The organism is Amycolatopsis australiensis, assembly GCF_900119165.1.
Classification (GTDB): Bacteria; Actinomycetota; Actinomycetes; order Mycobacteriales; family Pseudonocardiaceae; genus Amycolatopsis; species Amycolatopsis australiensis.
The window spans coordinates 7,355,428-7,376,659 of sequence record NZ_FPJG01000006.1; the positions used below are offsets into that span (position 1 = coordinate 7,355,428).

The 21,232-nt window shown below is 73.4% G+C and carries 23 protein-coding genes and 1 pseudogene; 6 read left to right on the plus strand and 18 right to left on the minus strand.

Features of this window, described 5'->3' with window-relative positions; translation table 11 throughout:
- Positions 1–41: 41 nt before the first annotated feature.
- Positions 42–1,130: a M24 family metallopeptidase gene (locus BT341_RS35085; RefSeq protein WP_072480302.1), complete on the minus strand. Its 1,089-nt coding sequence runs from the start codon at positions 1,128–1,130 to the stop codon at positions 42–44.
- A gap of 39 nt (positions 1,131–1,169) precedes the next feature.
- Here BT341_RS35085 and BT341_RS45725 point away from each other — a divergent pair.
- Positions 1,170–1,634 (plus strand): annotated as a pseudogene (locus tag BT341_RS45725) (B-4DMT family transporter); the annotation flags it as partial.
- Positions 1,635–1,883: 249 nt separating this feature from the next.
- Here the strand turns inward: BT341_RS45725 and BT341_RS35095 are convergent.
- The 10 genes from BT341_RS35095 to BT341_RS35140 form a co-directional block, all read right to left on the minus strand.
- Positions 1,884–3,365, minus strand: coding sequence for a glycoside hydrolase family protein (locus tag BT341_RS35095; RefSeq protein WP_072480303.1), 1,482 nt, complete (start codon positions 3,363–3,365; stop codon positions 1,884–1,886).
- A gap of 150 nt (positions 3,366–3,515) precedes the next feature.
- Entirely contained in the window at positions 3,516–4,436 is a 921-nt protein-coding gene (locus BT341_RS35100; RefSeq protein ID WP_072480304.1) for a GNAT family N-acetyltransferase, read from the minus strand.
- The gene (gene aroQ / locus BT341_RS35105; RefSeq protein ID WP_072480305.1) at positions 4,433–4,864 is read right to left on the minus strand and encodes a type II 3-dehydroquinate dehydratase; all 432 of its coding nucleotides are present in this window, start codon (positions 4,862–4,864) and stop codon (positions 4,433–4,435) included. Before aroQ ends, BT341_RS35100 begins: the two co-directional genes overlap by 4 nt.
- Entirely contained in the window at positions 4,861–5,970 is a 1,110-nt protein-coding gene (gene aroB / locus BT341_RS35110; RefSeq protein WP_072480306.1) for a 3-dehydroquinate synthase, read from the minus strand. The genes aroQ and aroB overlap by 4 nt, the downstream gene beginning before the upstream one ends.
- An 8-nt stretch (positions 5,971–5,978) precedes the next feature.
- A complete protein-coding gene (locus BT341_RS35115) occupies positions 5,979–6,500 on the minus strand; it encodes a shikimate kinase (RefSeq protein ID WP_177328972.1) in 522 nt (173 codons plus the stop codon).
- Positions 6,497–7,684 carry a chorismate synthase gene (gene aroC, locus BT341_RS35120; RefSeq protein ID WP_072480308.1) on the minus strand — a complete coding sequence of 396 codons (1,188 nt, stop codon included), beginning with the start codon at positions 7,682–7,684 and terminating at the stop codon, positions 6,497–6,499. The genes BT341_RS35115 and aroC overlap by 4 nt, the downstream gene beginning before the upstream one ends.
- A 48-nt stretch (positions 7,685–7,732) precedes the next feature.
- Entirely contained in the window at positions 7,733–8,353 is a 621-nt protein-coding gene (locus tag BT341_RS35125) for a prepilin peptidase (RefSeq protein WP_084743114.1), read from the minus strand.
- 471 nt (positions 8,354–8,824) lie between these two features.
- Positions 8,825–9,472, minus strand: a complete 648-nt coding sequence (locus BT341_RS35130) for an anti-sigma factor family protein (protein ID WP_072480309.1) — start codon at positions 9,470–9,472, stop codon at positions 8,825–8,827.
- Positions 9,469–9,981, minus strand: coding sequence for a sigma-70 family RNA polymerase sigma factor (locus tag BT341_RS35135; protein WP_072480310.1), 513 nt, complete (start codon positions 9,979–9,981; stop codon positions 9,469–9,471). Before BT341_RS35135 ends, BT341_RS35130 begins: the two co-directional genes overlap by 4 nt.
- Before the next feature lie 4 nt (positions 9,982–9,985).
- Positions 9,986–10,354 carry a hypothetical protein gene (locus tag BT341_RS35140; protein WP_072480311.1) on the minus strand — a complete coding sequence of 123 codons (369 nt, stop codon included), beginning with the start codon at positions 10,352–10,354 and terminating at the stop codon, positions 9,986–9,988.
- A 105-nt stretch (positions 10,355–10,459) separates the two neighbouring features.
- Here BT341_RS35140 and BT341_RS35145 point away from each other — a divergent pair, with 105 nt between their 5' ends.
- The gene (locus tag BT341_RS35145; RefSeq protein ID WP_072480312.1) at positions 10,460–10,897 is read left to right on the plus strand and encodes a QcrA and Rieske domain-containing protein; all 438 of its coding nucleotides are present in this window, start codon (positions 10,460–10,462) and stop codon (positions 10,895–10,897) included.
- Positions 10,898–10,967: 70 nt separating this feature from the next.
- Here the strand turns inward: BT341_RS35145 and BT341_RS35150 are convergent, their stop codons facing one another.
- Both BT341_RS35150 and BT341_RS35155 read right to left on the minus strand, forming a co-directional pair.
- The gene (locus BT341_RS35150; protein WP_072480313.1) at positions 10,968–11,423 is read right to left on the minus strand and encodes a PTS sugar transporter subunit IIA; all 456 of its coding nucleotides are present in this window, start codon (positions 11,421–11,423) and stop codon (positions 10,968–10,970) included.
- Positions 11,420–11,659, minus strand: a complete 240-nt coding sequence (locus tag BT341_RS35155; protein WP_072482356.1) for a PTS sugar transporter subunit IIB — start codon at positions 11,657–11,659, stop codon at positions 11,420–11,422. Before BT341_RS35155 ends, BT341_RS35150 begins: the two co-directional genes overlap by 4 nt.
- A gap of 243 nt (positions 11,660–11,902) precedes the next feature.
- On the opposite strand from BT341_RS35155, the gene BT341_RS35160 reads away from it, so the two are divergent.
- The 4 genes from BT341_RS35160 to BT341_RS35175 all read left to right on the plus strand — a co-directional run bounded on the left by BT341_RS35160 (position 11,903) and on the right by BT341_RS35175 (position 15,138).
- Positions 11,903–12,691, plus strand: coding sequence for a GntR family transcriptional regulator (locus BT341_RS35160; protein ID WP_072480314.1), 789 nt, complete (start codon positions 11,903–11,905; stop codon positions 12,689–12,691).
- Positions 12,688–13,926 carry a PTS transporter subunit EIIC gene (locus BT341_RS35165; RefSeq protein WP_072480315.1) on the plus strand — a complete coding sequence of 413 codons (1,239 nt, stop codon included), beginning with the start codon at positions 12,688–12,690 and terminating at the stop codon, positions 13,924–13,926. Before BT341_RS35160 ends, BT341_RS35165 begins: the two co-directional genes overlap by 4 nt.
- 54 nt (positions 13,927–13,980) lie before the next feature.
- Positions 13,981–14,247 carry an HPr family phosphocarrier protein gene (locus BT341_RS35170; protein ID WP_072480316.1) on the plus strand — a complete coding sequence of 89 codons (267 nt, stop codon included), beginning with the start codon at positions 13,981–13,983 and terminating at the stop codon, positions 14,245–14,247.
- A 75-nt stretch (positions 14,248–14,322) separates the two neighbouring features.
- The gene (locus BT341_RS35175; RefSeq protein ID WP_072480317.1) at positions 14,323–15,138 is read left to right on the plus strand and encodes a serine hydrolase domain-containing protein; all 816 of its coding nucleotides are present in this window, start codon (positions 14,323–14,325) and stop codon (positions 15,136–15,138) included.
- Between the two features lie 198 nt (positions 15,139–15,336).
- Here the strand turns inward: BT341_RS35175 and BT341_RS35180 are convergent, their stop codons facing one another.
- From BT341_RS35180 to ruvX, 5 genes are all read right to left on the minus strand, one after another.
- Positions 15,337–16,272, minus strand: coding sequence for a D-2-hydroxyacid dehydrogenase family protein (locus BT341_RS35180; protein WP_072482357.1), 936 nt, complete (start codon positions 16,270–16,272; stop codon positions 15,337–15,339).
- A gap of 38 nt (positions 16,273–16,310) precedes the next feature.
- Positions 16,311–17,564: a GrpB family protein gene (locus tag BT341_RS35185; protein WP_072482358.1), complete on the minus strand. Its 1,254-nt coding sequence runs from the start codon at positions 17,562–17,564 to the stop codon at positions 16,311–16,313.
- 61 nt (positions 17,565–17,625) lie between these two features.
- Positions 17,626–18,453, minus strand: a complete 828-nt coding sequence (locus tag BT341_RS35190; protein WP_245805381.1) for a shikimate dehydrogenase — start codon at positions 18,451–18,453, stop codon at positions 17,626–17,628.
- Between the two features lie 16 nt (positions 18,454–18,469).
- Positions 18,470–20,773 (minus strand): endolytic transglycosylase MltG, encoded by a 2,304-nt coding sequence (mltG, locus tag BT341_RS47735; protein WP_072480319.1) that lies wholly within the window; start codon positions 20,771–20,773, stop codon positions 18,470–18,472.
- The gene (gene ruvX / locus BT341_RS35200) at positions 20,770–21,231 is read right to left on the minus strand and encodes a Holliday junction resolvase RuvX (RefSeq protein WP_072480320.1); all 462 of its coding nucleotides are present in this window, start codon (positions 21,229–21,231) and stop codon (positions 20,770–20,772) included. The genes mltG and ruvX overlap by 4 nt, the downstream gene beginning before the upstream one ends.
- Between the last annotated feature and the right edge of the window lies 1 nt (position 21,232).

The following is a 21,232-nucleotide window of genomic DNA, read 5'->3' on the forward strand; positions in this document are numbered from 1 at the left end:
TTGCAGTCTCCTGTGTCGATCTTCGGTGTTCGGGGCCGCCGTCAGACGACCACGAGGTTCTTGGTGCTCAGGGTGAGGAGCTCGGGCTCCCCGGCCCGCACGACGAGCGTGTCCTCGATGCGCACGCCACCGCGCCCCGCGAGGTACACGCCGGGCTCGACGGTGACCGCCATACCGGCGGACAGTGTACCGGCGCCCGTCGCGGCCAGGCTCGGTGCCTCGTGGATCTGCAGGCCGACGCCGTGCCCGAGCCCGTGCGCGAAGTGCTCGCCGTGGCCGGCGTCCGCGATCACCGTCCGCGCCGCGGCGTCCACTGCGGACACTTCGGCCCCGGGCGCGACGGCGCGGGTGCCCGCCGCCTGGGCGGCGTGCACGAGGTCGTACACCTCGCGCTGCCAGCCGGCGGGCTCGCCGATGACGAAGGTGCGCGTCATGTCGGAGTGGTAGCCGTCGACGGTCGCGCCGAAGTCCAGCTTGACGAAGTCACCCCGCTTGAGCTCGGCGTGCGTGGGCCGGTGGTGCGGGATGGCCGAGTGCGGGCCGGCGGCGACGATGGAGGCGAAGCTGGGCTCGGCCGAGCCGTGCTCGAGCATCCGGTTCTCCAGGTCACGGGCGACTTCCAGCTCGGTCCGCCCGGGCCGCAGGCCACCGGCGGCGAGCAGGTCGTCGAGCGCCCGGTCGGCGGCGGCGCACGCCTGGCGCAGCGCCTCGACCTCGGCCTCGTCCTTGACCACGCGCAGCCGCTCGACCAGCCCCGGCGTCCGGACGAGGTCGACGTCCCGCTTGAAGGTCTCGTAGTCCTCGACGCTGACGTGCTGGCTCTCGAAGCCGACGCGGCCGTAGGTCTTGGGGTCCTTCGCGGCCTTCGCGACGAGCGCGGCGGCGCTGGCCCGGTCGACGACCTTGTCGAGATCGGGCACCTCGGCGGCCGACTGGGTGGTGTAGCGCCCGTCGGTGCAGAAGAGCGTCTCGCGGTCCCCGCCGGCGTGCAGGAGCACGGCGGCGTTGGAACCGGTGAACCCGGTGAGGTAGCGGATGTTGAGCAGATCGGTGACGAGCAGCGCGTCCACGCCGGCTTCGGTCAGGAGCCCGCGCAGCGCCGCCCGGCGTCGTCCATGGGTTTCAGGCACGGGCTCCAGCCTAGTTCCCCGGCGCCTACACTCCGCAGGATGAGCGCATGGGTGATCCGCGGACTCGGGATGGCGGTGCTGCACGGGGTGGCGCTGACGCTGCTGGCCAAGTACGCGGTGTACCACCCGACGGACCAGACCCTGGCGGTGTCGCTCGTGTTGGCGGTCCTGGTGGGCGCGGCGGCGCTGTGGAGCGCGCTGGACGCGTGGCGCGGCCGGCCGGACCGCGGCCGCGCGTGGTTCGTCGCGGCGCTGGTGGCGGGCGTGGTGTCGGGGATCCTGTACGTGATCGGCCGCGCGGTGTTCGTCGACCAGACGGGGGTCTCGGAGCTGGGCGGAGCCCTGACCGGCGGCGCGGCGTTCTCGGCGCTGCTGGTGCTGGTCCCGGCGGGACTGGGACTGTTCGTCGGCGGCCGGATCGGCCGCGGTCAGCAGGCCGCGGAGGAGGACGGCGAGGACGAAGTGCGCGAGGCGCCTTCGCCCCGGCCGCGGGTTCAGCCGTCCGTGTCGCCTCGGCCACGGGTGCGGCCGTCGGGTGCCGGGTCGGCGGGTGCCGGACTGCCGGGTGATGGGCCTTCGCCTCGGCCACGGGTGCGGCCGTCGGGTGCGGGGCCGTCTGGTGCCGGGTCGTCGGGTGGCGCGTCGGCGGGTGCCGGACTGCCGGGTGATGGGCCTTCGCCTCGGCCGCGGCGCCGGGTCGGGCCGCGCGGTGAGGAGCCGCGCGCGTAGCGCATGCCGTCCGGCCGCGTTCCCTCAGCCCACCAGCGAGGGGCCGCGCGGGGCGCCGTCCCACTGCGCCGCCGTCACCGCGTTCGCCTGCGAGTCGTTGCCCGCCACCACGCCGAGGTCCGGGACCGGCCACAGGCGGCCGTCGTCGAGCCGCAGGGCCTGCCCGCGGCCCGGGGCCTGCACCGCCTCCGCGCCCGAGCGCAACCGCGTCGCCAGTGGCAGCCGGGCCACCTCGGGCGGGGCCTGCTCCAGCAGCTCACCCGCCAGTGCCGCCGCGACCCCGCGCCGGTCGACCCGGATGCGCTGCCCCGCACGGACCAGGTCCATCGTCCGTTCCGGCGACGGCATCGTGACGCCGTCGAACGTCGCCGCCAGCCGGGCCGGGTTCGCGCAGGCCTGGCCGTCCAGCAGGTCCAGCCCGAAGTGCCGCAGGCCGGTCGGTGCGCCGGCGCCGCCCAGCTCCGTGGCGCGCACGACGTCGAACGGCACCCGCCCGCACGGGTCGGCCGACGACAGCGGCGCGTGCCCGTCCGCGCGGCGCACCAGCCCCGGGCCCTCCCGCCACGGCCCCGGGATCACGACCGGCCGGTACGGGTTCTCGGTGAAGTCGGCGGTCCAGAACGTCAGCGTGGTGCCGGCGTCGGTCTCGTGCGCGACGACGAACGCGTCCAGCGCGCCGACCCACATCAGGTCTGCGCTGAACCCTTCGACCACCGACCGGCCGCGCGGCGCCGACGTCGAGGCGACGGGCACGAACCCGCCGACGTCGAGCGCCTCCACCCCGGCCGAGAACGCCGGATCGCGCGACCGCAGCACGAACTGCCCGGCCCCGTTCCACGCCGCGGCGCGGCCGGTCGTGTCGGTGAACATCAGGTAGAACCAGCCGTCGAGGTAGACGGCCGAGGGCTGGCCGGCGCCGTAGACGTTGGCACGGTGCACGTCGTGCGACGGCCCGAGGATCGGCTTGCCGCCCGCCGCGCGGGTCCAGTGGACCCCGTCCGTGCTGGTCGCGAGCCCGATCGAGTTGCCGAGCGCGTGGTCGCCGGCCGCGCCGGTGTAGTAGAGGTAGTACGTCGTGCCGACGCGCAGCACCGACGGGTCGCAGGTGTGCATGCCGTCGAAGTTCCCGGGCGCGCCGGAGAAGACGGCGGCCGGGATCCCGCCGTCCGGCCCGGTGAACGGCCCGTCGATCGATTGGCCTTGCGCGTAGAGGATGTCGTCACCGGCGGGTCCGGCGCCGCCGTACTGGCTGCACCACCACATCCGGGTCTGCCCCCGGTCGAGCATCACCGACGGCCCGTAGTTGTAGACGGCATCGGCCCCACCGGCGGCGATCACACCACCACTCTGCCGAGGGTCACCCGATCGAAGCGCAACGTCGACCGGCCGCGGCGCAGCGGCGGTCCTGCCACCCGCGATGGCCGGTTTGTCCCCCGCCGCTTGCGGCTGGGCGTAACCCTCGGTGCAGCCCGCGAGCAGCAGCCCGGCCAGGACGGCGGCGAGCAAGGCACGAGCGGGTCGCCGACCCCCACGACGAAACGGGCGCACGACACCGGAGTGTAGCGAGACCGGCCCCGTTCGAGTGGCAGGCACACTGGTCGGCGGTCCCTCGATCGTGCCGCCATCGGTGCCCGCGCAGCGCGTGCACCGGCGCGGCTAGTTCGCCTGCGCGGCGCCGCTTCCGTCCGCCGCGACCAGCTCGACCTCGAAACCGGCGTCGTTCTCGAGGTAAGCGGCGTAGTGGTGCTCGCCGCCCGCGTGCGGGTAGCGGTCCGCGAACAGCGGGTGCCAGCCGTGGTCCGCTGCCCGGCTCGACAGGTCGTCGACCTGCGATCGCGTCGCCACCTGCAGCGCCAGGTGGTTCAGCCCCGGCCGGGTGCGCTCGTGCTCCGCCGCGGTCAGCGCCGGTGACTGCTCCACCACGACGTACGTCCCGCCGCGGCGCCAGCTGACACCCGCCGGCCAGCGTTGGAACTCGTGCCAGCCCAGCTCGCCGAGCAGCCAGCCCCAGCTCCGCTCCGCCGCCGCCAGGTCCGGCACCCACAGCTCGACGTGGTGCGCGCGCCCGTGCGCCGGGGCCAGGGCGACCAGCACCCGGTGCAGGTCGCCGTAGTGGATGCCGCTGCCCACGTCCAGGAATCCCAGCCGCGCGGCGACCCTGCGGCTCGCCGCGTTCCGCTCGTGCACCAGCGCCCAGACCGCCGGCAGCCCGAGCGCGTGGAGCCCGTGGTCCAGCACCGCCTGCGCGGCTTCGGTCGCCAGGCCCTGCCCGGCGTGCGCGCTCGCGACGTAGTAGCCGAGCTCCGCCACCCCAGCCGGCAGCTCCCCCGACGGCCGCAGGTGCGCGACGCCGACGACCTCGCCGTCGCGCTCGATCACCCAGTGGCCCTGGCCGGCCGGGCCGCGGTAGGCCAGGCGCCGGTCGACCATCGCGCTCGCCGCCGCCGGGTCCGAGAAGTCCGCGGCGAAGAAGCGGCTCATCGACGGGTCGGAGAACACCTTCACGACAGCCTCGCGGTCGGCCTCGGTCAGCTGCCGCAGCTTCAGCCGCGGCGTGCTCAGCGCCGGCAGCGTCATCCCGGGTGCGCCGCCAGCCAGCGCAGGGCCAGCGGATAGCCGTCGACACCCAGGCCCGCGATCACCGCCGTCGCGATGTCCGACAGCACGCTGTGGTGCCGGAACGTCTCCCGCTTGTGCACGTTCGAGATGTGCAGCTCGATCAGCGGCGCCGACAGCTGCGCGGCGGCGTCGCGCACCGCGATCGAATAGTGCGTCCACGCGCCGGCGTTGAGCACCACCGGGTTGCCGCCGTCGGCGGCTTCGTGCAGCCAGCCGACCATTTCACCTTCGTGGTCGGTCTGCCGGACCTCGACCTCGATCCCCAGCTCTTCCCCCGTCTTGACGCAGAGCGCCGCGAGGTCGTCGTGGGTGGTCGAGCCGTAGACCGACGGCTCGCGCTTGCCGAGCCGGCCCAGGTTGGGGCCGTTGAACACGAACGCCTTCACAGCAGCACGCTCCCGCTGCTCTTCGAGTCGTCCGCCGCGATCGCCGAGTACGCGGCCGCGAGCAGCGCCGGGTCCGGGCCTTCGAGCCTGCCGGGCTTGCCCAGGCCGTCGAGGACGACGAACCGCAGCACACCGGACCGGGTCTTCTTGTCGCCCTTCATGGTCTCCAGCAGCTGCGGCAGCGCGTCGGCGTCGTACGTCGTCGGCAGGCCGAGCAGCTTCAGGACGGACGCGTGCCGCTCGGCCGTGGCGTCGTCGAGCCGTCCGGCCAGGCGCGCCAGCTCGGCGGCGAACACCAGCCCGACGCTGACCGCGGCGCCGTGGCGCCACCGGTACCGCTCGCGGCGCTCGATGGCGTGGCCGAGCGTGTGGCCGTAGTTGAGGATCTCCCGCAGGTCGGATTCGCGCAGGTCGGCGGCCACCACGTCGGCCTTGACCCGGATCGAGCGCCGGACCAGCTCGGCGATCACGTCGCCGGTCGCGTCGAGCGCCGCGGCCGGGCCGGCTTCGATCAGCTCGAGGATCCGCGGATCGGCGATGAAACCGGTCTTGACGACCTCGGCCATGCCGGCGACCAGCTCGTTCGGCGGCAGCGTCTCCAGCGTCGCGAGGTCGACGAACACCGCGCTCGGCTCGTGGAACACCCCGACCAGGTTCTTGCCCGCCTCGGTGTTGATGCCGGTCTTGCCGCCGACCGCGGCGTCGACCATGCCGAGCAGCGTCGTCGGCACGTTGACCAGCCGGACCCCGCGCATCCACGTGCCCGCGACGAACCCGGCCAGGTCGGTGACGGCGCCGCCGCCGAGCCCGACCACGACGCCGCGGCGGTCCAGGCCGATCCGGCCGAGCACCTCCCAGCAGAAGCTGGCGACGGTCAGGGCCTTCCCGTCCTCGGCGTCCGGGATCTCGACGCGGTGCGCGTCCAGCCCCGCCGCGTTCAGCTCGTCGCGGATGGCTTCGGCCGTCGTGGTCAGCGTCGGCGGGTGGATCAGCGCGACTTTCGAGGCGCCGGCCAGGTGCTCGGTGAGATCGCCGAGCAGGCCGCGGCCGATCACGACGTCGTACGGGTGGGCGGTGGCGACGGGGATGCGCACCGGATCGGACACGGGGTGACTCACTCCTTGGCTTCGGCGGGGGCGAGCCGCGCGGCGAGGTCCGCGACGATCTCGGACGGCGTCCGGTCGTCGGTGACGACCTCGACGGTGGCGACCTCGCGGTAGACGGGCACCCGCTCGTCGAGCAGTTTCTTGAAGGTGGCGCGGGGGTTCACCCCGGCCAGCAGGGGACGCGCACCCGACAATCCGGTGCGCTGCACGCCGGCGGCGAGGCCGACGTTGAGGAACACGACGGTGTGCTCGGCCAGCCGGGCCCGGGTCGCGGGCGTGAGCGGCGCGCCGCCGCCGAGGGACAGCACGCCTTCGTGCTCCGCCAGCGCCGTCGCGACCGCTTCTTCTTCCAGCGCGCGGAAAGCCGGTTCGCCGTCTTCGGCGAAGATGTCGGAGATGCTGCGCCCGGTGCGCGCGACGATGTCGTCGTCGCTGTCCCGGAACGGGACGCCGAGCGCTTCCGCCAGCAGCGGGCCGACCGTGCTCTTGCCGGAACCGGGCGGCCCGACGATCACCGCGCGCGGACTCACCACCGCTCCTCGAGGGCCTTGAGGTACGCGTCGGCGTTGCGCTTGCTCTCGGCGAGCGAGTCGCCGCCGAACTTCTCCAGCGCGGCGTCGGCGAGGACGAGCGCCACCACCGACTCCAGCACGACCCCGGCGCGCGGCACCGCGCAGACGTCGGAGCGCTGGTGGATGGCGACCGCGGGCTCGCCGGTCTTGACGTCCACTGTGGACAGTGCTTTGGGGACGGTCGAGATCGGCTTCATCGCGACGCGCACCCGCAGCGGCTCGCCGTTGGTGATGCCGCCTTCGAGGCCGCCGGCGCGGTTGGACCGGCGCGTGACGCCGACCGGGCCGGAGCCGCGGTCGATCTCGTCGTGCGCCTGGCTGCCCCAGCGGCGTGCGGTGGTGAAGCCGTCACCGACCTCGACGCCCTTCATGGCCTGGACGCCCATCAGCGCGCCGGCCAGCCGCGCGTCGAGCCGGCGGTCCCAGTGGACGTGGGAGCCGAGGCCCGGCGGGAGGCCGTAGGCGAGGACCTCGATCACGCCGCCGACGGTGTCGCCCGCCTTCCGCACGGCGTCGACCTCGGCGACCATCGCGTCGGTGCCCTCCTGGCTGAACGCGCGCACCGGGCTCTCGTCGATCGCGGCGAGGTCGCCCGGCCGCGGCAGCGGGCCTTCGGGCGCGTCCGCGCCGCCGATCGAGACGACGTGGCTGAGGATTTCGACACCGAGCAGCTGCTTCAGGAAGTTCCGGGCGACGGTGCCGAGCGCGGTCCGCGACGCCGTCTCGCGGGCGCTGGCCCGCTCGAGGACGGGACGGGCCTCGTCGAAGCCGTACTTCTGCATGCCGGGCAGGTCGGCGTGGCCCGGGCGCGGGCGGGTGAGCGGTTCGTTGCGCGCGAGGCCCTCGAGCACCTGCGGGTCGACCGGGTCGGCCGCCATGACCTGCTCCCACTTGGGCCACTCGGCGTTCTCGATCTGGATCGCGACCGGGCCGCCCTGGGTGCGGCCGTGACGCACGCCGCCGAGGAACTCGATGTGGTCGGTCTCGAAGCCCATCCGCGGGCTGCGGCCGAAGCCGAGGCGGCGCCGGGCGAGCTGCTCGGTGACGTCGGCGGTGGTGACGCCGACGCCGGCGGGCATGCCTTCGAGCACGGCGGCCAGCGCGGGTCCGTGCGATTCACCTGCGGTGATCCAGCGCAACATGGGCTCAATCCTGTCACGGGGGCCGGTGGGGCCCGAAGAGTGTTCCGGTCACAGCGCACCCGGGAAGAGCGCGCACAGCCAGGTGGCGCCGAGCAGGGCCGGGCCGTGGGGCACGCGGCCGGTGCGGGCGGCGGCCGCGAAGGCCAGGCTGAGCACGGCCGCGAGGACCGCCGCGAGCGCGAGAGCGGGCCAGCCGGCCGCGCCCAGGACGGCGCCGAGGCTGCCGGACAGCTTCACGTCACCCGCGCCGAGGTTGCCGGGAGCGGCCCGCGCGACCACGGCGTGCGCGCCGCCGAACAGCAGGGCGCCGGCGGCCGCGCGCAAGGCGAGCGACGGGCCGCCGCCGCCCAGCGCGGCCGCCCCGACCGCGGCGCCGAAGAGCGGGTAGGCGGGCAGGGTCAGCACGTCGGGCAGGCGCAGGTGCCGCAGGTCGGCGAGGGCGAGCGGGACGGCGACGACGGTGAGCGCGGCGGGCACGGGCAGCCACCAGCCGGGCAGGCCGCCGGCCAGCCAGCGGGCCGTGACGACGGCGACTCCGGCGGCGGCCAGGACGGCGGCGCGCGGAGCCGGGATCGGGGCGTCGGCGTGGCCGAGAGCCCACGCCGCGGGTGGCGTGGTGACGGCTCCGGCGGCCGCCGCGGCGGTGAGGACCAAGATCGTCGGGGACATGGGTCCAGGGTGCTGCGGCGCGGTTCGGCCGGGCAAACGGCGGGCGTCGCGAATGGACCGTTCGCGACGGTTCCGGCCCGGAATCACTCCTGTGGGCGACCGGCGGCTTCGGGACGCGCCGGGACGGCGGGCGGCCAACGTGGCTCCTGTGCTCGGAGGATCGGCACGTGAGATGGGGTGGGCCCGCGCGTGCCTGCGAGGCCGACTGCGCACCTGCGGGGCGAGCGTGCGACTGCGGGGCGAGCGCGCAACTGCGGGGCGAGCGCGCGACTGCGGGGCGACCGCGCAACTGCGAGGCCGACTGCGCACCGGCACAGCGTGCGCGCAACTGCGAGGCCGACTGCGTACCTGCGCGGTGATCGCGGCTGGAAAGTCGGCGCGCGCATGGGGGCGGGCATCTCGCGTGCTTGGAGAGGGCGTTGCGGGCGGCGGGGGGGGCGTTCCGGGGCCCCCTGCGGCCCGGAACGCCCCTCACAGGGTCAACCGCAGCAGCGGCCGCCCGCTTCCCCCGCGTACCTCCAGAACCGCCAGGTCCGTCCGCTTCAGGGCCGTGCCGATCACGATGCGGGCCGTGTTGTCCGGGACCGCCTTCCACGTCGCCAGCTGCGTCTCCGCGCCGGACCGGGAGATCGCCACCAGCACGTACTCGCCGCTGCTGCGCTCGCCCGTGTAGCTGCACGACATGTCCACCTGCGTGCCCCAGTCGAAGGCCGCCAGGCGGGCGTCCGCGCGGAGCGGGAACTCGCCCAGCGCCGTCATCGCCGTCCCTGGCGGTGGTTCGGGCGCCGGCGCCGGCGCCGAAACCACCACCGCCAGCGCCACGCACGCCGACACCGCCAGCGCGGCCGACGCGGACGTCACCGCCAGCCGGATCCGGCGGCCGCGCCGGACGCGGCGCAGCACCGCCGGCAGCAGGTCCGGCGGTGGCGGGCCCGCGTCCGGGACGACCGCCGGGGTCTCCACCCTGGCCAGCAGCCCCGGCAGGCCCGCCAGCTCGCGCACCGAGGCCGCGCAGCGGTCGCACGTGCGCAGGTGGCCTTCGAACCGCTGCCGGTCCTCCGGGGACAGCGCCCCGAGCACGTACGCGGCGTCGAACGTCGCGAACGGGTCCTCGCTCACTGGGTCACTCCCCTCTCTTCGAGCACCAGGCGCAGAGCGCGCAACGCGTAGTGCGTGCGCGATTTGACCGTCCCTTCGGCCACTCCCAGCCGCAGTGCGGCGTCCGCCACGGAATAGCCCTGGAAGTAACACAGCACCAGCACCTCGCGGTGCCGCTCCGACAGCTCGGCCAGCGCCTCGGCCACCAGCCAGCCCTGCACCGCGCGGTCGGTCCCGTCGGCGACCGCCTGCTCCGGCGGCCGGTCGGTCACCACCTCCGACCGGGCCGACGCCGACCGCCAGCCGTCGATCGCGATCCGCCGCGCCACCGTGAACAGCCACGCCCGCGCCGAGCCGCGCGACTGGTCCAGCACCCGCGTCGAACGCCAGGCCCGCAGCAGCGTCTCCTGCACGACGTCCTCGGCGCGGATCCGGTCGCCGGAGGTCAGGTGCAGCGCGTACGACCAGAGCGCGCCCGCGTGCTCCTCGTGCAGCGCGCGCATCAGCTCGTCTTCGGCGACGTCCCCCACCGGCTCAGGCCGCGACGCGGCGCCGGTCCTTGACGAACAGCAGCGCCAGCCCGCCGAGGATGCAGACCGCCTCGGTGATCACGCCCCAGTACTCCGGCTGGCTGTTGAACTGGTCGTGGTTGCCGGCGAACCCGACGGTCGCGGCGAGCACGTACGCGCCCAGCGTCAGCACGCCGAAGCCGGCCGCGCCCAGTGCGGGCAGCCAGTGCCGCCAGGCCAGGACGGCGATCGCCAGCAGCAGCCCGGCGATCGCGTCGAGCAGGAACAACGACCCGACGATGCCCGGGTAGTCCTCTGTCCACAGGAAGTAGTGCACGCCCGCCGAGCCGAGCAGCGCGGCCGCCACGACGATGCGTAGAACCCAACCCACCATGATCGTTCCTCCACTCCACACCCGCTCGGGTAGATACACGGAGCGGGGCCCGATCGGGTTCACCGCGGATTGAACCGAAACGGTACCGGTCTCGTTCACTAGGGCATGACAGCCGAACTGCACTCCCGCCGCACCGTCCTGACCACGGGTGCCGCCGTCGCCGGTGCCGCCGTCGGCGCCGTCGCCCTGTCCGCCTGCGGATCGGACTCCGGATCGAAGCCCGGCACCGCGCAGGCGCCGATCGCCGCCGGGACGCCGCTGGTCGCGCTGGCCGACGTCCCGGTCGGGCAGGCGAAGGCGGCCAAGGCCCCGGACGGGTCCGACGTGATCGTGGCCCGGCCGTCCGAGTCGGCCGCCGCCGCGTTCAGCGCGGTCTGCACCCACCAGGGCTGCACGGTGACGCCGAAGGGCGCCGACCTGGTGTGCCCGTGCCACGGCTCGGTGTTCAACGCGCTCACCGGCGAGGTCAAGCAGGGGCCGGCGAACAAGCCGCTGCCGAGCGTGCCGGTCAAGGTCGAGAACGGGAAGGTCGTCACCGGCTGACGAGCCGGGCGCACGCGAAGGGCCCTTGCGGGCGAGCCGTCCGCAAGGGCCCTTCGCGTGCCAGAGCGGCTCAGGCGTCCCAGCCGAACAGCTTCTCCCCGGCGGCGATGTCGCGTCCGGTGTCCAAAGCGGACAGCACGTCCGCCGAGGCGTCCAGCGCGACGACCGGGACGATCGCGGAGTAGCCCTTCGCCGCCACCGCCTCCGGGTCCCAGCTGACGACCGGCTGCCCGGCTCGCACCTGCTCGCCCTTGACGACGTGCAGCGTGAAGCCCTCGCCCTTCTCCTTGACCGTGTCGATGCCCAGGTGGACCAGCACGGCCTTGCCGTCCTCGGTGGCGACGACGTAGGCGTGCGGGTGCAGGGTCGCGACCGTGCCGTCCACCGGCGCGACCGCGTCCGAGCGCCCGCCCGAGGGCTGCACCGCGATGCCCGGACCCACCATGGCCTGCGCGAACACCGGGTCGGGGACCTCGGTGATCGGCACCACGCGCCCGGCGACCGGGCTGAGGATCTCCAGGCTCACAGCAGGTCCTCGATGTCGCTGGCGATCGTGTCCGCCTCCGGCCCCACGATCACCTGCAGGGCCGTCGACCCCATCTTGACCACGCCCATCGCGCCGGCCTTCTTCAGCGCCGCCTCGTCGACGAGGCTCATGTCCTCGACCTCGCAGCGCAGCCGCGTGATGCAGCCTTCGACCTCGGTGAGATTGTCCGCGCCGCCGAGTGCCGCGAGGATCTTTTCGGGCCTGTCATCCGCCATCGCGGTCTCCTTGCTCATTGTTTGTTCCCAACCTGACGCGAACCGCGTGTCCACCTGTACTACGCCGTTCGTCGGCATGCACCCCGCCGCGGGCCACGAACGGATAACGGTGGTTGACACCCGTCCGCACGGCGGAGCATCCTGCCCCATCGGATTCATTGGTCTAGACCGGAACGTACCAATGTTCCGGGCCGGACGCGAGCACCGGTCCCCGGTACCGCGAGAACGAGGAGGGTGACGCCGATGAGCGCGGCCGCGCACGTCCCGCCACCCGACCGGGTCGTCAACGGGCCCACGCCCAAGCACGCCCAGCTGCGGGAGATCCTCCGCCGCACGGTGGAACGGGAGCTCCCGCCGGGCGCGCCGATCCCGTCGGAACGCGAGCTGGCCCAGCGCTACGGGGTGTCGCGGCTCACGGTCAGATCGGCGATCGGCAAGCTGGTCGAGGAGGGCCTGCTCGCCCGCGTCCGCGGCAAGGGCACGTTCACCGCGGCCCGCCGGATGGAGCTGCAGCTCTACCTCATGTCGTTCACCGACGACATGCGCCGGCGCGGGCTGACCCCGACGACCGAGGTCGTCTCGGCCGTCACCGAGGTCCCGCCCGCCACTTCGGCGCACGCGCTCGGCCTGGCCGAAGGCGTTCCCGCGCACCACCTGGTGCGGCTGCGCCACGCCGACGGCGTGCCACTGGCCGTCGAACGCGGCTGGTACCACGCGGGCCGGGCTCCCGGCCTGCTCGAGCTCGACCTGACCCAGTCCATCTACGCGCAGCTGGCCGAGACGTACGGTGTGCGTCCCGACCGGGCGTGGCAGACGGTCTGGGCCGAAGGCGCGGACCGCGAGACGGCCCGGCTGCTCGGCATGCGCGCCGGCAGCCCCCTGCTCGTGTTCCGCCGGGTCTCCAGCGCGAACGGCGACCCGATCGAAGACATCACGTCCTGGTACCGGGGAGATCACTACCAGGTGACCATGCAGTTGGACCGGAACACCCCGGAACCCGGTCAACCACCCCACTATGGAGGTTCCAGATGAGCACCACCACCGCGGAGGGGGCGAAGAAGGGCGGCGGCGGCCTCGCCGGCCTTCAGCGCTTCGGCCGCAGCCTGATGCTGCCGATCGCCGCGCTGCCGGCCGCCGGCCTGCTGCTCCGCCTCGGCCAGGACGACCTGCTCGGCAAGGACGGGCTGGGCTGGGACAAGGTCGCCGCGGTGCTCGGCGCCGCGGGCGGTTCGCTGTTCAACTGGCTGCCGCTGCTGTTCGCGGTCGGCATCGCGGTCGGCTTCGCGCGCAAGGGTGACGGCTCGACCGGTGTCGCGGCCGTCGTCGGCTTCTTCGTGTTCACCAGCGTCATCCAGGTGTTCGCGCCGCTGAAGGACCTGCCCGGCTACAAGCCGACCGGCGGGTTCGAGCTGGCGCCGATCAAGTGGCCGTACTCGGTGCTCGCGGGTGTCGTCGTCGGCCTGGTCAGCGCGGTCCTGTGGCAGCGCTACCACCGCATCAAGCTGCCCGCCTACCTGGCGTTCTTCGGCGGCCGCCGGTTCGTGCCGATCCTCAACGCGTTCGTGCTGCTGATCCTCGGCGTGATCTTCGGCCTGCTGTTCAAGTACGTCAACACCGGCATCGAGCACGTCGGCGACGCGGTCACCGGCGCCCCGGTCGTCGGTGGCGGCATCTACGGCCTGCTCAACCGCCTGCTGATCCCGATCGGCCTGCACCAGCTGATCAACGTGCCGGTGTGGTTCATCTTCAAGGGCGGTGACATCACCAACTTCTTCAACGGCGACCCGAACGCCGGTGCCTTCACCACGGGCTTCTTCCCGATCTTCATGTTCGCGCTGCCCGCGGCCGCGCTGGCGATCTGGCAGACCGCCCGCCCGGCGCAGAAGAAGATCGTCGGCGGTGTGATGATCTCCGCGGCGCTGACCTCATTCCTCACCGGTGTCACCGAGCCGATCGAGTTCTCGTTCATGTTCGTCGCGTGGCCGCTGTACATCTTCCACGCGATCATGACCGGCCTGTCGCTGGCGATCGCCAACCTGCTCGACGTGCACCTGAGCTTCTCGTTCTCGGCGGGCGCGATCGACTTCGCGCTCAACACGAGCGCGAAGGCGGCCCACAACACGTGGATCCTCATCGTGATGGGCCTGGTCTACGCGGTGATCTACTACGTCGTGTTCCGGTTCGCCATCACCAAGTGGAACCTGCGCACGCCGGGCCGCGAGGACGACTCGATCGAGTCGGACCTCGAGGCGACCGCCGCGAAGTAACATCACCACCGACGAAACGTCCCCCCGAGGGACAAGCACTGTGAGAGGACGAACATGCCGGAGAAACGCGTCGCCGTGGCCAGCAAGGTGGGCCTGCACGCCCGGCCGGCCGCGCTGGTGGCGAAGGCGGCCGCGGCACAGCCCGTCGCGGTGCGGATCGCCAAGGCCGGCGGCAGCCCGGTGGCCGCCGGCAGCGTGCTCAACCTGATGACGCTCGCCGCCGGCTACGGCGACGAGGTCATCATCAGCGCCGAGGGCGAAGGCGCCGAGGAGGCCGTGGAAGCGGTCGCCCAGCTGGTCGCCACCGACCTCGACGCCTGAGCGGTCCGCGAAGGCCCTCGCACCGGTCCCCGACACCGGTGCGGGGGCCTTCGCGGCGTTTCGTAGGCTGGGCGCATGGAGAGCGTGCGCCTGATCGACGAGTGGCCGGTGGACAACGCCGCGACGGCCGTGGTGACGGCGGACGGGAACGTCGCGGGCAGCCACGGCGACACCGCGCGGAAGTTCCGGCTGGCCTCGGTCAGCAAGCTGCTCACCGCCTACTCGGCGCTGATCGCCGTCGAGGAAGGCGTCGTCGAGCTCGACACGCCGGCCGGCCCCGAGGGCTCGACCGTGCGGCACCTGCTCGCCCACACCTCCGGCCTCGCCTTCGACGCGCACAAGGCGATGGCCACGCCCGGCACGCGGCGGCTGTACTCCAACGCCGGGTTCGAGGAGCTGGCCGGCGCGCTGGCCGAGCACTCCGGCATCCTCTTCGCGCAGTACCAGGCCGAGGCGCTGTTCACCCCGCTGGGCATGACGAGCACCACGCTCGAAGGCTCGCCGGCGGCCGACATAGTGTCCACTGTGGTCGATCTGGCCGCGTTCGCCGCCGAACTGCAGGCGCCGAAGCTGCTGGACCCGGCGACCCTGAGCGAAGCGACGAACGTCGTGTTCCCCGGCCTGTCCGGAGTGCTGCCCGGGTTCGGCCACCAGAAGCCGAACGACTGGGGCCTCGGCTTCGAGATCCGCGACCACAAGAGCCCGCACTGGACCGGCGCGCACAGCTCGCCGCGGACGTTCGGGCACTTCGGCCAGTCCGGCACGTTCCTCTGGGTGGACCCGGACGCGGGCGCGGCCTGCATCGCGCTCACCGACCGCGTCTTCGGCCCGTGGGCCGCCGAAGCCTGGCCGCGCTACACCGACGCCGTGCTGGCGGAACTGAGCGCCTGACGTCCTCGTGAGTGAGAAACAGTGTTCCAAGCCTGTTTCTCACTCACGACCCGCGGGCGCCGGTGGTTCAGCCGATCGGACCCCGCGGACCGGGTCCAAAGACCCTGCCCGGCGCGGTCCCGCGGTGGTGTCCTGGTTGTCGTGCGGGCCCGCCGCCGGGCCGGTGCGGGGACCTCGGGCCCCGGCGGGCCGCACGCCTCACGCCGTCAGCTCGCGGATCGGCTTCCCCGCCTGGAACGCGGCGATGTCCTCGACCGCGTCGCCGTAGAAGATCTCGTACGTCTCGCGCGTGACGAACCCGATGTGCGGGGTCAGGACCGCGTTGTCCATCGTCCGCAGTGGATGGTCGGCGGGCAGCGGCTCGGTGTCGTAGACGTCCAGCGCCGCCGCCCGGATCTGCTTGCGCCGCAACGCTTCCACCAGCGCGGCTTCGTCGACGATCGGGCCGCGCGAGGTGTTCACCAGCACCGCCGACGGCTTCATCGCGGCGAGCTCGGCCGCGCCGACGAGGCCGCGGGTGCGGTCGCTGAGCACCAGGTGGATCGACAGCACGTCCGAGCGGGCGAACAGCTCCTCTTTGGACACCGCGGTGACGCCGTGCGGCTCCGCCTTCTCCGGGGTCAGGTTCTGGCTCCACGCGATGGTCTCCATGCCGAAGACCTGCCCGATCTTCGCCGCGCCCGAACCGAGCCTGCCGAGGCCGAGCAGACCGAGCGTCTTGCCGTGCAGCATGGTGCCGACCGTCGTCTGCCAGCCGCCTTCGCGCATCGACCGGAACTCCTGCGGCAGGTTCCGCGCCGCGGCGAGGATGAGCGCCCAGGTGTGCTCGGCGGTCGGCTCGCCGATGTAGCCGGTGGCGGACACGACGACGCCGTTGCGCCGCGCGGCCGCGACGTCGATGGCGGCGTTGCGCTTGCCGGTGCTGACCAGCAGCTTGAGGTCGGGCAGCCGGTCGAGCACCTCGGCGGGGAAGCGGGTGCGCTCGCGCATCGCGACGACGCAGTCGAAGCCCCGCAGCTGCTGGACGACGTCGGTCAGCGGCTCGGTGAAGACCGTTATGTCGGCTTCGAGGGAGTCCCAGCCGGCGAAGGTGAGCGCGACTTCCTGGTAGTCGTCGAGGATGGCGATGCGCATGCCTTCACCGTACTGGGACACCCTGACGCACCTGCGCGCTAGGCGGGACTGATCGCCCGGAAGTACAGGAACCGCGGCTGCGTCCGCAGCGTCGCCGCCCACTTCGGGTCGGCCGCGTCGGCCTCCGGGACCGGCATCGGCTCCACCAGGCGGTCCACGGCGAAGCCCGCGTCGCGCACCGCCTGGAACGTCCAGCTCAGCGGACGCCGGTAGAACCGCACCCGCTGCCGGAGGTCGCCGAGCGGGAACTCGTCCTCCAGCAGCTCCAGCTCGAAGTAGTTCTCCTTGCCGAACCAGCGCCAGTCGTCACCGGGGTGGTGCACCGAGAACACCAGCACCCCGCCGGGCCTGAGGACCCGGCGGAACTCGGCCAGGGTGGCACCCCAGTCCTTCAGGTAGTGCAGCACGAGCGACGCGGTCACCACGTCGATGGAGCCGTCCTCGAGCTCGAGCGGCCGGGTGACGTCGGCGACCTCGAACCGCGCGACGTCGCCGAACTCGCGGCGCGCGATCGCGACCATGCCCGCGCTGGCGTCGATTCCCAGGACGTCCGCGCCGCGCCCGGCCAGCAGCGCGCCGAGGTGCCCGGCCGCGCAGCCGACGTCGAGCACGCGCTTGCCCGTGACGTCGCCCGCCAGGTCCACGATCGCCGGCCGGTCGTAGAGCGCGTTGGTGACGCTCTTCCCGGCGTGCGCGGCGTAGGCCTCGCTGAACGCGTCGTACTGCGCCGCGCGGGCCCGGCCGAGGATCTCGTCGATCACCTCCGTCTTCGCGTCGGCGTAGTTCTGGACGTACTTCCACACTTTCGCGGCGAGTTCACGCTTCTTCGCCGCGTACAGGTCCCGTTCCTCCGGGTGCGCCCGCATCCGGTCGCGCAGGAGCAGGTACCGCTCGGTCTGGCCGTTGCCCGGCGAGTGGACGTGCAGGTTGATGTTCGTGTCCGGGCCCTTGAAGCAGCGGTGCTTCTCCCAGTCCGGCTCGCGGATCACGAGCCGGTAGCCCGCCGCCTCCAGCGCCGGGACGTAGGCGTCCTCGTCGCCGGAGTCCGGCACCTCCAGCAGGATGTCGACGATCGGCTTGGCGCACAGGCCGGGCACCGACGTCGACCCGACGTGCTCCAGCAGGAGCACCTGCTCCCCCAGCGCCTTCCGGATCCGCGCGGCCTCACGCTCGAAGAGCTTCGGCCACTCCGGGTCGTAGTCGGCGAGCGTGACGGTCGAGTTGTGCTCCGGCGCTTCGCCGACCCAAATCCGCTGGATCGCCTCGTCGCTCAAGGCTTCTTGACTGGACATCGCGGTGAAGACCCCCTTCACGTAGGCAGTCCACCAGAATATCGGTGCCGTCCAGTTCTTTTCAGCCGATCGGCAGCGGCAGCAGGTTCCCGGTCGCCGCGCGCAGCGCGTCCCGCATCGCCGCCCGCGGGGCGGGACGGCCGGTGAAGTGCTCGGCCTGCCCGAACGCCTGGTGCAGCAGCATGTCCAGCCCGGTCGCGAGCCGGCCGCCCCGCGCCGCGACGGCTTCGGCGAGCGGCGTCGGCCACGGGTGGTAGATGACGTCGAGGACGTGCGCGACCGCCGCGAGGGCCGCCGCGTGCGGGGCGACCGCTTCCGGCGGCACGGTGTTCACCAGCACCGTGGCGGAGCCCAGTGCGGCGAAGTCCGTCTCGGACCAGCGAAGCACGTCGACGTCGAGGGAAGCCCGCTTCGCCGCGTCGAGGGTTTCGCCGGCCCGTGCGGGTTCGCGCACGACGAGCCGCACCTGCCGCACGCCCAGCGCCGCGAGCCCGACAACCGCCGCCGCCGCGGTCCCGCCCGCGCCGAGCACGACGGCGGTGTCTCCGGGCGCGGGCTCGTAGCCGCCCGCGGCCCGCAACGCCCCGGTGACGCCGTCGACGTCGGTGCAGTCCGCGAGCCAGCCCTTCCCGGTGCGGACCAGGGTGTTGGCCGCGCCGACCGCGGCCGCACGCGGCGTCACCTCGTCCGCGTGGTCCAGCGCCGCGCGCTTGCCCGGCATGGTGACCGAGAGCCCGGCCCACTCGGGGCCGAGGCCGTCGACCAGCCGCGGCAGCTCCTCGGCGGTCGTTTCGATCCGCTCGTAGGTCCAGCCGGTCAGGCCGAGCGCGGCGAACGCGGCGCCGTGCAGCACCGGGGACAGCGAGTGCGCCACCGGCTTGCCGAGCACGGCGGCCTTGCGTGGCTCAGAAGACACCGCGTTCCTTGGCCAGGTCGACGTTCTTCCGGTGGTCGTCGAAGCTGACGGCGAAGCAGGACAGCCCGTTCTTCTCGCACTTGACGAAGTACACCCAGTCCCCCGCCACCGGGTGCACCGCGGCTTGGATGGCGTCGGGGCTCGGGACCGAGATGGGCGTCGGGGGCAGCCCGGTGTTCTTGTAGGTGTTGTACGCGCCCGCCCGGTTCCGGTCGGCGTCGTTGGTCGCCAGCGTCGGCCGGTCGAGCACGTAGTTGACCGTGGAGTCCATCTGCAGCCGCATGTTGATCGCCAGCCGGTTGTAGATCACCCGCGAGAGCTTGCCGAAGTCGGCCTTCACCGCCTCGCGTTCGATGATCGACGCGATGATCAGCGTCTGGTACGGCGTCATCCCGGGACCGGTCGACTGCGGGCTGAGGCCGGCGTTCTGGATGGCCTCGGTGGAGCTGCGCACCAGCTGCCCGATGATCTCCGGCGCGGTCGAGCCGGGCCGGACGTCGTAGAGGCCCGGCGCGATGAGGCCTTCGAGCCTGCGGTCCTTGCGGTCGGCCTTGTTCGCCGGCTCGATCGCCCAGTCCGGCACGCCGAGCGTCTTGAGGTCCGCGGCGTCGACGGCCTTGCGCAGGTCGTCGGCGCTGACGCAGGTGCTCTTGCCGTTGAGCTGCGCGCACGACGCCTTCGCCATCAGGCTGAACACGCCGGGCGTGACCTTGCCGTCGGGCTGGGTGATGTCGTCGAACTGCGTGTACGGCCGGATCTCCAGCTGGCCGACGCGCGCGGCCGGAGCGGTGATGCGGTCGACCGCGCTGGCCCCGGACATGTGCGATTTCATCACGTAGAAGCCGTGCTGGATGCGGGCCAGCTTCGGGTTGTCCTCGCCGGCCTTCACGAACGCCTTGCCGCTGGCGACGATGCCGGCGGTGGCGAGCTTCGCGCCGATCGCCGACGTCGAGTCGCCGTCGTCGACCTGGAACAGCACGTCCCCGTCGCCGGAGCCCTCGTAATCGTCGTAGCCGAAGAAGGCGTTGAAGCCGTACCAGGCGCCGCCCGCGAGCAGGGCGATCACCGCGATCGCGGCGACCCAGCCGAGGGCGCGCTTGCCGCGCTTCTTCGGTTTCTTCGGCTCTTCCTCGTAGTCGTCGTACTCGTCTTCGTACGCGGCTTCGTCGTAGTCCTCGTAGTCGTCGTAGTCCGCGTACTGGTCTTCGTCGGCGAAGAAGCCGTCGTCCTGGGGTTCCTCGTGTTCCGCCGGGGGCGGAGGCGCGAGCGCGGGCAGGACGTCGGTGGGCGGCTCCTGGCGCGCGGGCGGGGGCGGCGGGCGACGGCGGCGCGCGTCATCCGGCGCGCCGCGGCGGGGGTCGGCGTCGGGCTCGAGGGCTGCGCGGCGGCGCGGCGAGTCGGTGGCCTCGACCGGATCGGCGGGAGCGCGACGCCGGTCCACCGCCTCCGGCACCTCACGACGACGGCGCGACGGCGGCTCCACCGGCTCATCCCGGAGCCGAGCGACCGGCGCCTCAGCAGCCTCCGGCACCTCACGACGACGGCGCGACCGCGGCTCCACCGGCTCCACCGGCTCATCCCGGAGCCGAGCGACCGGCGCCTCAGCAGCCTCCGGCACCTCACGACGGCGACGCGACGGCGGCTCCACCGGCTCATCCCGGAGCCGAGCGACCGGCGCCTCAGCAGCCTCCGGCACCTCACGACGACGGCGCGACCGCGGCTCCACCGGCTCCTCCGGCGCACCCCGCAGCCGGGCGGCCTGCGCCTCAGCGGCCTCTTCCAGGTCCAGCATCGCCTGGTGGCGGCGGGCTTCGGCTTCGGCCAGCTCTTCGGGGCTCGGGCGGCGACGGCGGCCTGCCGTCTCGTCCGGGTTCGGGGCGGGCCGGCGGCGGGGGGCCGGGGGTTCCTCGGGGACCGGGGCGGGCCTGCGGCGGCGCGGGGGCGGTCCGTCGGCGCCTTCGTCGAGGCCGTGGCGGGCGCGCGCGGCGCGGGCCGGGGCGGCCTGCTGGGCCTGGGGGTCGAACTCGTCTGCGGCCGGCGGCAGGGTGTCCGGTGGCTCGAGCCGGCGACGGCGGCCCGTCGGCGGTGCGTCACGGCGCGGGTCGTAGCCCGGCGCCCGGCGGGACGGCTGGGGCAGCTCGTGCGGACCGCTGTGGCGGGACGGCTGCTCGTGGTACCCGCTCGCGCGGGGGTCCTCGCGGCGTGGCGCGGGCCGGGACGGCGGCGGGGTGGCCGCTCCCGGTTCCCGCAGTCGCCTGCGCCCGCGTTGGGGCTCAGGTGGCTGCTCGTTCATCGGTCTCCCTCCCGGGCGCGGTGCGCTGCGGCGGCGTCGATCCAGGCCTGCAGGATCTCGACGGCGGCGGCCTGGTCGACCACCGCACGCTGCTTGCGGCCCTTGACCCCGCGCTGGGAGAGGATGCGGGATGCGGTGACCGTGGTCAGCCGCTCGTCGCCCAGCCGGACCGGCACGGGCGCGATGCGCCCGGCCAGGCGTTCAGAATACGCGATGGCCAGCTCGGCCGCCGGACCCTGCCGGTTGGCGAGCGTCCTCGGCAGTCCCACGATCACCTCGACCACCTCGTGCTCGGTGACGAGGGCGGCCAGCTGGTCCAGATCACTGTCGTCGGTCGCATCGCGGGAGAGGGTAACCAATGGCGACGCCAGCATGGGGGCCGGATCGCTCAGCGCCACCCCGACCCGGACGGATCCGACATCCACACCGAGCCGGCGTCCGCGCCCCGGATCGTCCACG

What these genes read in the sequence shown, in the direction of transcription:
- mltG (WP_072480319.1), bottom strand. Translation starts at nt 20,773, where the DNA reads ATGAACGAGCAGCCACCTGAGCCCCAACGCGGGCGCAGGCGACTGCGG.
- BT341_RS35175 (WP_072480317.1), top strand. Translation starts at nt 14,323, where the DNA reads ATGGAGAGCGTGCGCCTGATCGACGAGTGGCCGGTGGACAACGCCGCG.
- BT341_RS35145 (WP_072480312.1), top strand. Translation starts at nt 10,460, where the DNA reads ATGACAGCCGAACTGCACTCCCGCCGCACCGTCCTGACCACGGGTGCC.
- BT341_RS35180 (WP_072482357.1), bottom strand. Translation starts at nt 16,272, where the DNA reads ATGCGCATCGCCATCCTCGACGACTACCAGGAAGTCGCGCTCACCTTC.
- BT341_RS35140 (WP_072480311.1), bottom strand. Translation starts at nt 10,354, where the DNA reads ATGGTGGGTTGGGTTCTACGCATCGTCGTGGCGGCCGCGCTGCTCGGC.
- BT341_RS35100 (WP_072480304.1), bottom strand. Translation starts at nt 4,436, where the DNA reads ATGACGCTGCCGGCGCTGAGCACGCCGCGGCTGAAGCTGCGGCAGCTG.
- BT341_RS35165 (WP_072480315.1), top strand. Translation starts at nt 12,688, where the DNA reads ATGAGCACCACCACCGCGGAGGGGGCGAAGAAGGGCGGCGGCGGCCTC.
- BT341_RS35160 (WP_072480314.1), top strand. Translation starts at nt 11,903, where the DNA reads ATGAGCGCGGCCGCGCACGTCCCGCCACCCGACCGGGTCGTCAACGGG.
- BT341_RS35155 (WP_072482356.1), bottom strand. Translation starts at nt 11,659, where the DNA reads ATGGCGGATGACAGGCCCGAAAAGATCCTCGCGGCACTCGGCGGCGCG.
- BT341_RS35125 (WP_084743114.1), bottom strand. Translation starts at nt 8,353, where the DNA reads ATGTCCCCGACGATCTTGGTCCTCACCGCCGCGGCGGCCGCCGGAGCC.
- BT341_RS35170 (WP_072480316.1), top strand. Translation starts at nt 13,981, where the DNA reads ATGCCGGAGAAACGCGTCGCCGTGGCCAGCAAGGTGGGCCTGCACGCC.
- aroC (WP_072480308.1), bottom strand. Translation starts at nt 7,684, where the DNA reads ATGTTGCGCTGGATCACCGCAGGTGAATCGCACGGACCCGCGCTGGCC.
- BT341_RS35185 (WP_072482358.1), bottom strand. Translation starts at nt 17,564, where the DNA reads ATGTCCAGTCAAGAAGCCTTGAGCGACGAGGCGATCCAGCGGATTTGG.